This window comes from Nonomuraea angiospora, assembly GCF_014873145.1.
Lineage (GTDB): Bacteria > Actinomycetota > Actinomycetes > Streptosporangiales > Streptosporangiaceae > Nonomuraea > Nonomuraea angiospora.
On sequence record NZ_JADBEK010000001.1, the window covers coordinates 4548479 to 4561859 of the forward strand.

At 72.7% G+C, this 13381-nt stretch carries 8 protein-coding genes; 6 read left to right on the forward strand and 2 right to left on the reverse strand.

Going from position 1 to position 13381, the window contains the following annotated elements:
- The first annotated feature begins 88 nt into the window (after positions 1–88).
- Positions 89–3121: a septation protein SepH gene (sepH, locus tag H4W80_RS60880; protein WP_225963567.1), complete on the forward strand. Its 3033-nt coding sequence runs from the start codon at positions 89–91 to the stop codon at positions 3119–3121.
- Positions 3122–3424: 303 nt separating this feature from the next.
- On the opposite strand, the gene H4W80_RS20570 is transcribed toward sepH, so the two are convergent.
- Together H4W80_RS20570 and H4W80_RS20575 are read right to left on the reverse strand one after the other, a co-directional pair.
- Entirely contained in the window at positions 3425–4897 is a 1473-nt protein-coding gene (locus H4W80_RS20570; protein WP_318786968.1) for a PH domain-containing protein, read from the reverse strand.
- 170 nt (positions 4898–5067) lie between these two features.
- Positions 5068–5589, reverse strand: a complete 522-nt coding sequence (locus tag H4W80_RS20575; RefSeq protein ID WP_318786969.1) for a PH domain-containing protein — start codon at positions 5587–5589, stop codon at positions 5068–5070.
- 637 nt (positions 5590–6226) lie between these two features.
- On the opposite strand from H4W80_RS20575, the gene H4W80_RS20580 reads away from it, so the two are divergent.
- The 5 genes from H4W80_RS20580 (at position 6227) to H4W80_RS63675 (ending at position 13365) form a co-directional block, all read left to right on the forward strand.
- Positions 6227–6739 carry a YbhB/YbcL family Raf kinase inhibitor-like protein gene (locus tag H4W80_RS20580; RefSeq protein WP_318786970.1) on the forward strand — a complete coding sequence of 171 codons (513 nt, stop codon included), beginning with the start codon at positions 6227–6229 and terminating at the stop codon, positions 6737–6739.
- A gap of 183 nt (positions 6740–6922) precedes the next feature.
- Positions 6923–8341: a hypothetical protein gene (locus tag H4W80_RS20585; protein WP_192786574.1), complete on the forward strand. Its 1419-nt coding sequence runs from the start codon at positions 6923–6925 to the stop codon at positions 8339–8341.
- A 78-nt stretch (positions 8342–8419) separates the two neighbouring features.
- Entirely contained in the window at positions 8420–10627 is a 2208-nt protein-coding gene (locus H4W80_RS20590; RefSeq protein ID WP_192786575.1) for a SulP family inorganic anion transporter, read from the forward strand.
- A gap of 223 nt (positions 10628–10850) precedes the next feature.
- Positions 10851–12371: an alpha/beta hydrolase gene (locus tag H4W80_RS20595; protein ID WP_192786576.1), complete on the forward strand. Its 1521-nt coding sequence runs from the start codon at positions 10851–10853 to the stop codon at positions 12369–12371.
- 97 nt (positions 12372–12468) lie between these two features.
- On the forward strand, positions 12469–13365 hold the full coding sequence (locus tag H4W80_RS63675; protein WP_192786577.1) for a serine hydrolase: 897 nt from the start codon (positions 12469–12471) through the stop codon (positions 13363–13365).
- Positions 13366–13381 lie beyond the last annotated feature (16 nt).

Consider the following 13381-nt stretch of genomic DNA (forward strand, 5'->3'; position numbering starts at 1 on the left):
TGCCGGGTACGGTGCTGGCAGGCAACCGGCACACGCGAGAGACTCAAGGGTCCGGGGGAAGAATGGCGACGCTGACGAAGGGACTCGCATGCAGGAGCTCCGACTCGTCGCGGTGAGTGAGGACGGCACCTATCTCGTGCTGGCTACTGCCGGGCGAGGTACGCGCTTCACGCTTCCCGTGGACGACCGGCTCCGTGCTGCCGTCCGCGGCAACTTCTCCCGTCTCGGCCAGTACGAGATCGAAGTGGAGAGTCCGTTGCGCCCCAAGGAGATCCAGGCTCGCATCCGCGCCGGAGAGACGGCGGAGGAGATAGCCGCGACCGCCGGGATCCCGGTCGAGCGTGTCCGCTGGTTCGAGGGTCCGGTGCTGCAGGAGCGGGAGTATGTCGCCCAGCAGGCGCAACGCGTGGCCGTGCGGATGCCCGGCGAGTCGGCGCCCGGACCCACCCTGGGCGACCTCGTCGCCGAGCGGCTGACCAGGCGCGGCGTGCCCACCGACGAGATCGACTGGGACTCCGCCAAGCGCGACGACGGGCTGTGGCGCGTCAAGCTCGGCTACGTGTGGAACGGTCACACGCGCCACGCCGAATGGCTGTTCGACCCGCGCAAGCGGCATGTGACGCCGCACGACGACGAGGCCCTGCGGCTGTCGTCGGCCGACTTCGACCCGGATCCCGTCGTGGTGGAGGACACGACGGTGACGCCGTTCACGCCGCGGGTGGCCAAGCTGCAGCCGGTGCCGCCGCTCGCCTCCGACCCGCTGCCGTTCCCCTCGGTGGTGCGCCGGGAGCCGGAGGAGCCTGCGGTCGGCTACAACCCGCCGCCCAGGTCGCCGGAGACGGCGTACGGCCGCGCTCCGGAGGCGGCGCCCCCGTTCGAGCGGGGCGGGCCTCCACGTGAGCCTGATGCCGCCAGAGAGACGTCCTTCGACACGCCCGACCAGGGCGAGCCCTACCGGCACGAGCCGCCCGCCCGCGAGACCGGCTACGCCCGCCCCGGCGACACCTCCTCCCGCCGCGGCGGGTCTTCGACGTGGCTGCCCGACTTCGGCTCCGGCCGTCCTGCCGGGCGCGACGCCGACTCCTCCATCTACGCTCCCGCCGCCACGCCCTCGGACTCCCGCACCTCACCGCCGCCGGCCGTCGAGGAGCCCCCCGCCCAGGAGCGCCCTGTGGCCGGCCGCGACCAGACCCCTGCCCCGCAGGCCCCCGCGCCGTCCCAGCCCGCCACGGCCGCGACGCCCACTCCCCGCTCCACCACCGAGCCTCACCACCAGCCCGCCACCCCGGCCCAGCCCCCTTCCCAGGACTGGCCCACTCCCCAGGACCGGCCCACCGCCGCAAACCAGCCCACCACCTACGACCGGCCCGCCACTGAGGCCCAGCCAGCCGCCGAAGCCGAGCGTGTCGGCCAAGGCCAGGCGACTGCTGCCGTGGAGTCGCCCACGCACCCCGAGGCCACGCAGTCCGAGGTCACGCAGTCCGAGGTCACGCAGTCCGAGGCCGCGACGCCCGAGGTCACGCAGCCCGAGGCCGCGACGCCCGAGGTCAGGCAGCCCGAGGCCGCGCAGTCCGAGGCCACGCAGCCCAGGGCCGCGACGCCCGCTGCGGTGGGGTCGACTGCCGCGCCGGAGCCCTCCACGGAGCCCGTTCAGGGTGCCCGCTCCGACGCGACCAGCCAGCCGAGCACGACCCCGGCCTCGATCGCGACCTCCGAGCCGGCCGCAACCTCCGAGCCGGCCGCAGCCCGCGAGCCGGTCGTGGCCCCTGAGGCGACGGCGGCCGCACAGCCCGCAGTGTCCGCAGACCCCGTGGCGCCCGCCGAGGCCGTAACGACCACCGATCCGACGACGGCCACCGAGCCGGCGGCAACCGCGGATCCGACCACGGTCAGCGAGCCCGCAACATCTGCGGAGCCGACCGCAGCCGTCGAGCCCGCAACATCTGCGGAATCGACCGCAACCGCCCAGCCCGCAGCCACCTCGGAGCCGACCGCGGTCAGCGAGCCCGCGGCGACCTCGAAGGCGACGGCAGTTACCGAGCCGGCAGCGACCTCCGAGCCGACGGCAGTCAGCGAGCGCGCAACATCCGCGGAGCCGACCGCAGCCGCCGAGCCGGTGGCCGCCTCGGAGTCGGCCTCAGTCACCGACTCGGCGGCGTCTGCGACGCCAGCGGCGTCCGCGGACGCGACTACGGCCGCCGAGTCGACGCCAGTCACGGAGCAGGTCGGATCGTCGGCCACCGAGCCGGTCGCGTCCTCGGCCGGCGAACCGGTCACATCGTCGCCCAGCGACGCCGACCCCGCTGCTGAGCCCGCTCCCGCGCCGGCCTCCGAGGCCGTCACCGAGGCCGTCACTGAGGCCGTCTCCGCGCCTGCCGACGCGCCCGCCGATGGGGACACCACGCCCACCGCGGACGCACAAGCCGCCGACGCCGCGAAGGCCGAGACGTCCGAGCCGGCAGCCGACGCGCCCACCGCCGAGCCGACCGCCACCAAGCCCGAGCAGGCGGCCCAGCCCGTACCGGACGCCAAGCCGCAGCCTGAGGCGACCCCTGAGGTCACCGCACCGGAGGCCGCGCCCACCGCCACAGCGGAGCCTGCCAGCACCGCCACATCGGAAGCCGCCAGCACCACCACAACGGAGGCCACCGGCACCACCGCATCGGAGGCCGCGACCACCGGCACGACGGAGCCCACCAGCGCCGCCACAACGGAAGCCGCCAGCACCACTGCGCCGGAGGCCGCGAGCACCGCCGTGGCGGAGACTGCCGACGCCGCCGTGGCGGAGGCCGCGCCCGCGGCTCAGTCCGCTGCGCCGCCGGAGCCTCAGAGCGCGGCCGAGCCCGAGCAGCCCACGCAGGAGAAGAAGCCGTCGGCACCCGCTCAGGAGGCCAAGCCGCCGGCGCCCGCTCCCAAGCCCAAGCCCACGGAGCCCAAGCCCGCCCCGGCGGTCCCGGCGGCGCGGTCCGGCAAGGACGCGCCCAAGGAGGAGCCGCCCGTGCCGGTGCCGTCTCCCCCGCCCGCTCCGGCCGCCCGCCAGGCGCGCAAGGGCTCGCGGGGCCGCCGTGCCTCGGTCCCGACCTGGGACGAGATCATGTTCGGCGCCCGCCGCCAGGACTGACCCACCCCAGGCGCGCAGACCTGCCTCGGCGGCCCACCGCCGAGCCACGGCAGCACACGAAAGACCGGGGCCTCTCGGTCCACCATCGAGGGAGCGGGGATCGGTGCCTCGGCACGGATCCCCACGTCCACCGCCGCAGCAAAGGCCAACGGCCGTGACGAGGGACGGGGCCTCCCCGTCCACCGCCGTGGCGAAAGGGCACGGGCCGTGACGAATCCCGGTCCCCCGCCACAGCGAGGGAGAAGGGGGCGTCCCCGTCCACCGCCCAGAGGTCAGAGGCCGGTGAACCGGGTAGCGCTGGGGTCAGGCCGTGGGCGGTGTGCCGGGGGAGTCGAGGAAGGGCGCGAGCCACTCCGGCGTCACCTCGGCGGGAAACGCCGCCCCCTGGGCCACCGAAACGTCGATCGCCGAGTAGCCCCCCTTGCCCGCCCCGACCCCGGCGATCAGGGTGAGCACTCCGGCCCGCCGCTGGAACCACGTCTGCCGCAGCCGCCACCCCACCACGGCCCGGCGTTCGATCACGGCGTGGGAGCGCCGCAGCGACCCCGACCGCACCGCCACGCGCGCCCCGTCGTAGCCGTGACCCAGTGACCGGTACCGGTCGAGCCCGAGCGGGATCCCGGCCCCGGCCAGCAGCAGCGCGAGCACCAGCAGGATCCACCAGAGGATCATCCCCGTCGCCCAGACCCCCGCGGCGCCCGCCATCGCCAGCGCGGCCCAGGGGAAGACGGCGCGGAACAGGCGGCGGTTGCGCGCCACGGGCGGGTGGCGGCGCAGCTCGGCCTGGGAGGGGCCGATGGCCTCCGCGGTCACCTGGTACGCCACGGCCCGGGGCACGTCGGGCAGGAGCTGCCCGCGCGTCTCGGAGTCGCCCAGCCCCGTGACGATGGCCCAGGCCCGTACGACCCCGGCCCAGCGTTCGGCGAGCCCGTCCACGATCTCGTAGCCGCGCACCCGGGCGGACTCCAGCGACACGCTGCGCCGGTTGATCAGCCCTCGTTCGGCGACCAGGTAGCCGTCGCGGTGCTTGAGCTTGAAGTCCCAGTTGAAGACCGCGTACATGAGCCCGCCCACGAACGGCATCGCCAGCACGAGCAGGACCGCCACGGCCACCAGCAGGTAGGGATGGTCCCAGACCCATTCCCCGGCGCTCCAGGCGGTGTCCTGGTCGAGGCCCAGGTCGTCGCCCCACTGGAACACCAGGCCCACGGCGCCGCCCGCGAGGGCGAAGGGGGTGAGCAGGTACGCGCCCGACAGCGGGCCGTACAGCAGCCACCTCCGCGGCACCCCGATGATCACCCGCTCGTGCGGGGCCGCCGCCTCGGACACCTGCGCCTCGGGCCGGGGCGCGCGCCGCAGCAGCACCGACTTGAGGCGGTCGGCCTCCTCCGGCGTGATCCCGTCGAGTTCGGCCTCCTCGTCGCCGCCGCTGGCCCCGGTGTCGATCTTGAGCACGGTCAGGCCGAGCAGGCGGTGCAGGGGCGGGGTGGACACGTCGACGCCGCGGATCCGCTCAAGCGGGATGGTACGGACGGAACGGCTGATCAGCGACCGCTTGGTCTCCAGCCGGTCGCCGACGATCTCGTAGCTGAAGGTGGCCCACCTGATGATCGCGAACACCACGGTCCCCCCCACGCCCATGGCCGCCCAGCCGTACGAGTGGGCCGAGAACCCGCCCACGAACAGCACGCCGACGAGGGGCAGGAGGAGGGAGGGCAGCATGCGTACGGGGTCGATGAGCAGCACCTTGGGGCTCAACCGCAGCGGCACCCGCACCGGAGGACCCGGCGGACCGCTCCACGGCCCGGGCGCCTGCCCGCTCCCGCCCCCATCGCCGCCGGCCGGGGGCGGTCCCCCCTGCGCGGCCCAGGACGGAGCGCCGTCGTGGGGATACGGCTCGTTTTGAAGCGGAGGGGGCGGCTCGCCTTGCGGGTGGCGGGGGTCGGTCATGTCGCGTCGTCCCTGAGCGCCTCGGCGCGGTGCGCGAGCTGCTCGGCGAGCCCGGCCGCCACCGCGTAGTCAAGACCCTTGATCGTCGAGGACCCGGCGTGGGACGCGGTACGGATCTCGAGCGTGGCCAGCCCGAGCAGCCGCTCCATCCACCCTTGCCCCTTGTCGACCGTCTGGATGCGGCTCACGGGCACGAACACCCACTCCCTGGTCAAGAACCCCGACCTGGCGTAGACGACGTCCCCTGAGAGCTCCCAGCGGTGCACGGCATACCGTACGAACGGCTCGGCCACCAGGAACGGCGCCGTCAGCAGCACGACCGCGGCCGGCAGCAGCCAGGAGTGGTCGGCGAACCAGCCGGGCACCCACGACCAGCCGCTCCCGCCGACCCACCGCGCCACCAGAAGCGAGCCGCCGAGGAAGAACACGAACCCGACCAGCGACTCGAGCAGCCACAGGCGGACGGCTTTCGGCGAGACGCGGTTCGCCGGATCGCGCAGCGGGCCAGTTGACGTCACAAGGCCAGCTTAGGGCGCGCTGAGGCAAGGCGATCAGCCCGCGAGCCGGTAAAGATCGACCGAGATCGTCGGCGTGTCGGCCGACACGCCCCTCCGCCCCGGTGCCATGCTCGGTGGCGGCCGGCCGCAGGCTGTCGAGCTTGGCCACGTCGGCGGCGCCACGTACGTGCCAACCAGGCTCGGCCAGCGCATGACCGCACCACCGCGCGAGCGCCTCACGCAACGTGGCAGCCGCCGTCCCCCGCGCCAACCACCATCGCCCAAATCGCCACGAGCTCCTACATCCATGGACCGATCCGGCGCATCTGGTTTTCCGGGCATCGCCGCGACCGAAAACCGTGTCCGTTCCGCCGGATCCGGGCGCACGGTCCCTCCCCCGTCCCACCGCGTCGAACCAGCAGGCCAGGCCGGGTCCCGTGGCGTGAGCCGATTCCGGTCTCCCAACAGACCCGCGAGCCACTCCTGTGGCCAACGTCACTCCACGGATGCCGCGATTCTGACCCGTTTCGGATCCTTTACCGAGCACCGACCATCGAGAAACGGTCTGCGCACCGCCGAGAGCCGCGTAGCATCGTCCGGCATGGGGCTGTGTACCGCGGCAACACGTATGCGGCGCATCGCCGTCACTGTGACGGCGGTGACTGCGGCGTTCGCGTTGGCCGGTTGCGGCAGCTTCATCGGCAGATCTCAGGCCAAGGACATCGCGGAGATCAACGTCTCGAGCCCGGAGTTGCGCGAGGGAAAGCCACTCCCCGCCGAATACTCCTGCCGGGGTGGCGAGGGCAGTCCTCCGCTGCGCTGGTCGAGCCAACCGCTGTCCGAGGCGAAGTCGATCGCGATCGTGGTCGACTCCCACACACCGTCCGACTCGGCCGTCAACTGGGTGCTCTACAACATCCCGGCGACCACGACCGAGCTCGGGCCCAACGCCGCGGCGGACCCTCCTGAGGGGTCCGGCCAGGCGAAGGTCACCGGGGGCAAGGAGGGCTACGAGCCGCCTTGCACGAGCCCGGGCAACTATCGCTTCACCGTCTACACGCTGAACGGCCGGGTCGACGTTCCGAAGGATGCCGGGCTCCCCGACATCCTGAAAGAGATCGCGGACAAGACGATCGCCCGGGGTCGGCTCACAGCGGTCGACATCCAGTGAGAGAGCGAACACAGCAGGTAGTTCGGTGTACCAATTCTTCACGTAGGGTGTGACAACGCTCATAGTGGTCCGACACAATCAGATCCAATCGTTAGGCACTGGTGATCAAAGGGGGCAGGTCGCGTCGATGGCCGCGCGATCTCACCGGCGCCGATGGGAGGCCATGGCTTTGAGGGTGGTGCAATGATCGCGGTCGTAGTGAGCTTGGTCGCCGTCGTGCTCCTCGTGCTCGTCGTCGTGGCACTGGGCATGCGTTCGATGAGCCGCCGGGAGAGCTCTCTCCCTCCGGAACGCCTGAAGGAGATGGCCGAGAAGGAGGAGAGGACCCAGACGCGGTCCACTGACGAGTTCGCCTCGCACGAGCCTCGCATGGCCAACTTCAGCCCTGACTTCAGCCCCATCGGCGAGCGCGAGCCCAAACCGGTGCGCACCGGTCAGCGTGGCAGGCGCGGCGTCGACGAGTGGGGCAACCCGTCCACCGATGACGACGACGAGGAGTTCTGGGCCAACATCCGCAGCGACGCGGAAGAGGGCGGCTTCGGCGCCGGTGGCACCGTGGCGGCCAGGAAGGCCTCCTCCCGTCCGGTCGAGCGTGAGAAGCCCGCCGAGCGCCCCGCGGCCCCCAAGCGCCAGGAGCGCACCGCGAAGCCGCGGCCCGCCTCCGCCTCCGCCGCCGTCGACCCCGACGCGACCACCGTCCAGGCCCCCCTGCCGCAGCGCCAGCCGGCCCCCGCCGCGGCCAACCTCGCCGACCTCGTGGAGCCCGCCAAGCGCCCGGCTCCGTCCCAGCCGGAGCTGGCCGACCAGCGTACGGTGACGTTCGCGGCACCCACGGCCGACGTGATGAGCATCCTGGGCGCGGGCGCCCAGCCGGTCCCCTCCCCCCGCCCCGACTCCCTGTCGTCCAACAGCTCGCCGAGGACCGGCACCGGCTCCTTCCCGGCGACCCCCGCCGCCGGCGGCACCTTCCCGGCCGGCCCCGTGAGCCAGCCCGGCGGGAGCGGCGCCTACCCCGTCTCCCCCGCCTCGAGCGGCTCCTTCCCCGCCCAGCCCGCCCCCATCCACGGCGCGCCCACGAGCGACCCGTTCCCCGCCTACAACAACGCGGCCGAGACCACCTGGACCAACCCGCCCGCGACGCCTTCCTCGTCCGGCTCCTGGCCGGCGCAGCCCGACATCCTCGACGACCCCGTCCCCGCCGCCGGATACGGCTCGGGCACCTCCTGGCCGGCGTTCGAGCAGCCCGCCGCGCGTTCCTCCTACCCCGCCTCGTACGAGGTGCGTGCCGGTTGGGCCGTGGCCGACGACACCGACCCGCTCACCGGCCCCTCCCCCGCCACCGGCACGCCCACCGTGCCCGGCAGGGCGGTCTCGGCCTACGACGACGTGCTGTCGTCGACTCCGGTGCCCCCGACGCCGCAGGGCGCGCCGTTCGCGTACGAGACGGGCGACATCACCACCGCCCCGGCCGCCGCCTGGCCGGAGCCGCCGTCCAGCGCGACCGCGTGGCCGACGTACGGCTCCCAGAACGGCAACGGCAACGACGGCGGCAACCACCGTCGCGGGGCCGACCAGGAACACCCGCACGACTACTACCGGTGAACGCACGCGCCCATTAATGGGTAAAACCAGCGTGACACACCCTTAAAGCAGGGTCGACGGAGCAATAGGGTTTGCTCCATGATCCCCGACACGAAGAGTAGCTGGCTGAGCACCCTCCGGCATGACGTGCCAGCCTCGCTCGTGGTTTTCCTCGTCGCGGTGCCCCTGTCCCTGGGCATCGCGATGGCCTCCGGCGCGCCGCTGGCCGCCGGTCTGATCGCCGCCGTGGTCGGCGGGATCGTGGCGGGCGCCCTTGGCGGGTCCGCCGTACAGGTCAGCGGACCCGCCGCCGGGTTGTCGCTGGTGGTCGTGGATCTCGTGCAGACGTACGGATGGCGCGCCACCTGCATGATCACCCTGCTGGCGGGCGCCGTACAGCTCCTGCTGGGCGTCTTCAAAGCGGCCAGGGCGGCACTCGCGGTGTCGCCGGCGGTCATCCACGGCATGCTGGCCGCCGTAGGCGTGATCATCGCGCTCGCCCAGCTCCACGTGGTGCTGGGCGGCAGCTCGCAGCGTTCGGCCGTGGCCAACCTGATCGAGCTGCCCGGCCAGATCGCGAACCTGCACGGGCACAAGGTCGCCGTCGGGCTGCTCACGATCACGGTGCTGGCGCTGTGGACGCGGCTGCCCAAGCGGGTCAAGGTCGTGCCCGCGCCGCTGGTGGCGCTGCTCGTGGCGGCGCTGACGGCCTGGGTGTTCGAGTGGGACGTCACGCGCGTGGACCTGTCCCACAGCGTCACCGAGTGGGCCTTCCCGGTCCTGCCGCACGGCGACTGGCACCTGATCGTGGGGGCGGTGCTGCTGGTGGCGCTGCTGGCCGGGTGCGAGTCGCTGCTGTGCTGCGTGGCGGTGGACGGGATGCACCCCGGCCGCCGCGCCGACCTCGACCAGGAGCTGACCGGCCAGGGCGTCGCGAACATGGTCACCGGCGCCCTCGGCGGCCTGCCGGTGGCGGGAGTGATCGTGCGCAGCACCGCGAACGTGCAGGCCGGCGCGCACACGCGCTGGTCGGCGATCCTGCACGGGGTGTGGGTGCTGGTGTTCGCGATCGGGTTCGGCTGGACGATCAAGCTGATCCCGCTGGAGGCGCTGGCGGCGTTGCTGGTGTTCATCGGCGTGCAGATGGTGAACCTGGGTCACATCAGGAAGGTGCACGGCCACGGCGAGGTGCCCGTCTACGTCGTGACGATGGTCACCGTGATCATCCTCGGGCTCGCCGAGGGCGTCGTGGTGGGGCTGATCCTGGCCGCGCTGCTCGCGCTGCGCCGCCTGACCTGGGTCACGGTCCTGAAGCGCGAGGACGGCGACGGGCGGCTGCACGTGACGGTCTCCGGTTCGCTGACGTTCCTGGGGGTGCCCAGGCTCACGCACGAGCTGCGGACGATCGCCCCGGCCACCGCCGTGGACCTCGACCTGAACATCGACTTCATGGACAACGCCGCCTTCGAGGCCCTGCACTCCTGGCGGCTGGACCACGAGCGCATGGGCGGCACGGTCGACATCGACGAGCTGCACGACGAGTGGTACACGCTGGCGGCCAGCGGCGCGCGCATGTTCCCCGTGAAGTCGCCGCCCAAGGTGCCGGATCGCTGGTGGCTGCCGTGGTCGCACCGCCGTCGTCCCGTCCGTCCCTCGGCGCCCGACTCCACCGAGGCGGAGTGCCTGCTGACGGCGGGGGCGCGCGAGTTCCATCGGCGTACGGCGCCGCTGGTGCGGCCCATCTTCACCGAGCTGGCCCGCAAGCAGCAGCCGTCGCACCTGTTCATCACGTGCGCCGACTCCCGCATCGTGCCCAGCCTCATCACGGCGAGCGGCCCCGGGGACCTGTTCACGGTGCGCAACATCGGCAACCTGGTGCCGCGCCGGGGCTCCGAACCGCACGACGACTCGGTGGTGGCGGCGATCGAGTACGCCACCCAGGTCCTCGGCGTACACACGATCACGGTGTGCGGGCACTCCGGCTGCGGCGCCATGGCCGGGGTGCTGAGCGGCGGGGTGCAGGCGGGCAGCCTGCCGGGGCTGAGAAGGTGGCTGCGGCACGGGAACCACAGCCTGGCCACGTTCATCGAGACCGAGGGCGACCGGCTGCACAGCGGCGCTCTGGACGTGCTGTGCCGGGTCAACGTGCAGCAGCAGCTGGAGAACCTGCGCACCTACCGCAAGGTCGACGAGCAGGTGCGCGCCGGGAAGCTGGAGCTGGTGGGGCTGTTCTTCGACATCGGCTCGGCCAGGGTCCACATGGTGCCGCCGCTGCGGGCCACCGCCGAGCGCACGATGAGCGTCTGAGTAATCCTGCGCAGACGCGGCGCCGGCCTGCGGATTAGTGTCGCGGGGCCGGCGAGGTTCTCCACCTGCCCATGGCGCTCCTCGCGGCGCCGGTCCTGACTCCCAGGGGCCGGAGGGGCGGAGGTGTCGATGCCTCCGCCCCTCGCCTTGCGTAACGCCATCACTCAATGGGTACATACGCCCACGTAGAGTAATTAATCGCCCGAAACAGGGGGAATGGGCGGTGACGGCACTTCGGAGAGCAGCGGTGGCCGCGACGACGGGAATGCTCGCGGTCGCGTGCGCCGGTGCGCAGAGCGTGACGATCACGGGGTCGCCGGCCGGCCTTGAGCCGTTCTATCAGCAGAAATTGTCATGGTCGGGCTGCGGAGCGGGCTTCCAGTGCGCCACGTTGAAGGTGCCACGGGACTACGCCCATCCCGAGGGTCACCAGCTGAGGATCGCCGTCATCCGGCTGCCCGCGAACGACGGCTCCCGGCGCATCGGCTCACTGGTGACCAACCCGGGAGGGCCCGGCGCGTCCGGTGTCTCCTTCCTCCGTACCTCCAGCCAGGCGTTCGGCGAGGCGCTGCGAGATCGCTTCGACCTCGTCGGGTTCGACCCCCGCGGCGTGGGCCGGAGCGATCCGGTGCGCTGCCTCGACTTCCGGCAGGCCCAGCAGCGTCTCCTCACCGACCCGCCCACCACGCGCGGCCAGATCAACGCCGAGGTCAGGTTCTGGCGGGCGTTCACGGCGGCCTGCGAGGCCAGGTCCGGCGCCGTCCTGCCGTACGTCGGAACGGTCGACGCCGCCCGCGACATGGACGTGCTGCGGGCGGCGCTCGGCGACAGGCGACTGACCTACATCGGATTCTCGTACGGCACGTACCTGGGCGCCTTCTACGCCGACCAGTTCCCCCGGAACGTGCGGGCCCTGGTCCTGGACGGCGCGTCCGACCCGAAACTGACGGGCGAGGAGTTCCTGCTCGGTCACGCCGAGGGCTTCGAGACGGCGCTGCGCGCCTTCGCCGCCTACTGCGTCAGGACCGCCGGCTGCCCTCTGGGGAGGGGGAGCGTGGACCGGGCCGTCGGCAAGGTCTCCGGCCTGCAGGAACGGGCCGCCCGCGAACCCCTGAGGAACCGGGCGGACAACCGCGTCCCGGTGGACGACGACGGAGTGACGCAGGGCGTCTACACGGCCCTCTACAACCGGAGCAACTGGCCAACGCTACGGCAGGCCCTGGCCCAGGCGATCGAGGACGGCGACGGCACCGGCCTCTACAGGCTCGGTTATGAGCAGGAGATCGTCGCCCCGTTCGGGGCGCTGCAGGCGGTCAACTGCGTCGACAAGCCGTTTCCCGCCGATCTCGCGGCCGTTCGGAACCTGGCCGGCCGGGCCGAGAGGGTCGCGCCGCACTTCGGTGCGTTCGTCGTGTGGCCGTGGCTGGCGTGCGCGTACTGGCCAGTCAAGCCCGCCCGGCAGCCCCGGGCCGTGACCGCGACCGGTGCCCCGCCGATCCTCGTGGTCGGCACCACCCGGGACCCCGCGACCCCGTACAGGTGGGCTCAGAGCCTGGCGAACCAGCTCACGTCCGGCGTCCTGCTCACCTACGACGGCGACGGGCACACCGCCTATCTGTCCAACACGGAGACGTGCATCCGCGGACCGGTCGAGCAGTACCTGATCAGCGCCCAGCCCCCGAAGCGCGGCATGACCTGCGAGCAGACGCCGCTGGACCCGGCGAGCAAGGGCTCACCAAGCTGACCACCCCCAGGGCTAACACCGGAGAAACAGCCACGCCGCAATGCTGCCTGCCATGGCTTCGCGCGCTTTGTCGCTTTTCTCCCCCATGTAGGCCGCCGTGCCGTCCCAGCCCGGGACGCGACCGCTCCGGCGAACCCTGGCGGCGTCCGTCCTCTCGTCATCCCTGCTCACCTCCTGCAGCCCCGCCCCCGCACCCGCCCCGCTCATCCCCCGCCCGCTCGCCGCGACCACACCGTCAGCGCCTGCTCCGCGCAGTTCGCCGTACAGGAAGGCGCTGACCCGCTCCCTGCACCGCTACCTGGACGACCTCCCGGGTCAGCTCTCGGTGTCGGTACGCGAGCTCTCCACCGGCCTGTCCTACACCTACAACCACCGCCTCAGAACGGCCACCGCCAGCATCGTCAAGGTCGACCTCGTGGTCGCGCTGCTGCTCAGGGCCCAGCGCCGGCACCGTGGTCTCACCGGCTGGGAGCGGCGGTCGGCGGCGCGCGCCATCAAGGTCAGCGACAACGCCGCCGCGTCCGCACTGTGGTCCGCGATCGGCGGCGCGTCCGGCCTGGCCGCCGCCCACAGGGAGCTCGGCCTGCGCGACACGACCCCCGGCCCTGGAGGAGCGTGGGGAGCGACCACGACCAGCGCCGCCGACCAGGTCCGCCTCCTGACCGCGCTCACCTCCCCCAAGAGCCCGCTTTCCGCCAGGAACCGCCGGTACGTGCTCGGCTTGATGAGCGACGTGACGTCGACGCAGTCGTGGGGCGTCAGCGCGGCCGGGCGCGAGGACGTGGCCCTCAAGAACGGCTGGCTGCCACGGCCGCGCGACGGGGGCCGGTGGACGGTCAACAGCATCGGCCGGGTACGCGACCGCCACGGGCACACGTACCTGATCGCCGTCCTCTCCCACCGGCACCGCACGATGGGGGCCGGGGTGAAAGCGGTCGAGCACGTCGCCGAACTCGTCACCAAGGCCCTCACGAAAGCTGCGAGCCGCAGGTGAGCCCAAGCGGACCCAG

What these genes read in the sequence shown, in the direction of transcription:
- sepH (WP_225963567.1), top strand. Translation starts at nt 89, where the DNA reads ATGCAGGAGCTCCGACTCGTCGCGGTGAGTGAGGACGGCACCTATCTC.
- H4W80_RS20585 (WP_192786574.1), top strand. Translation starts at nt 6,923, where the DNA reads ATGATCGCGGTCGTAGTGAGCTTGGTCGCCGTCGTGCTCCTCGTGCTC.
- H4W80_RS20590 (WP_192786575.1), top strand. Translation starts at nt 8,420, where the DNA reads ATGATCCCCGACACGAAGAGTAGCTGGCTGAGCACCCTCCGGCATGAC.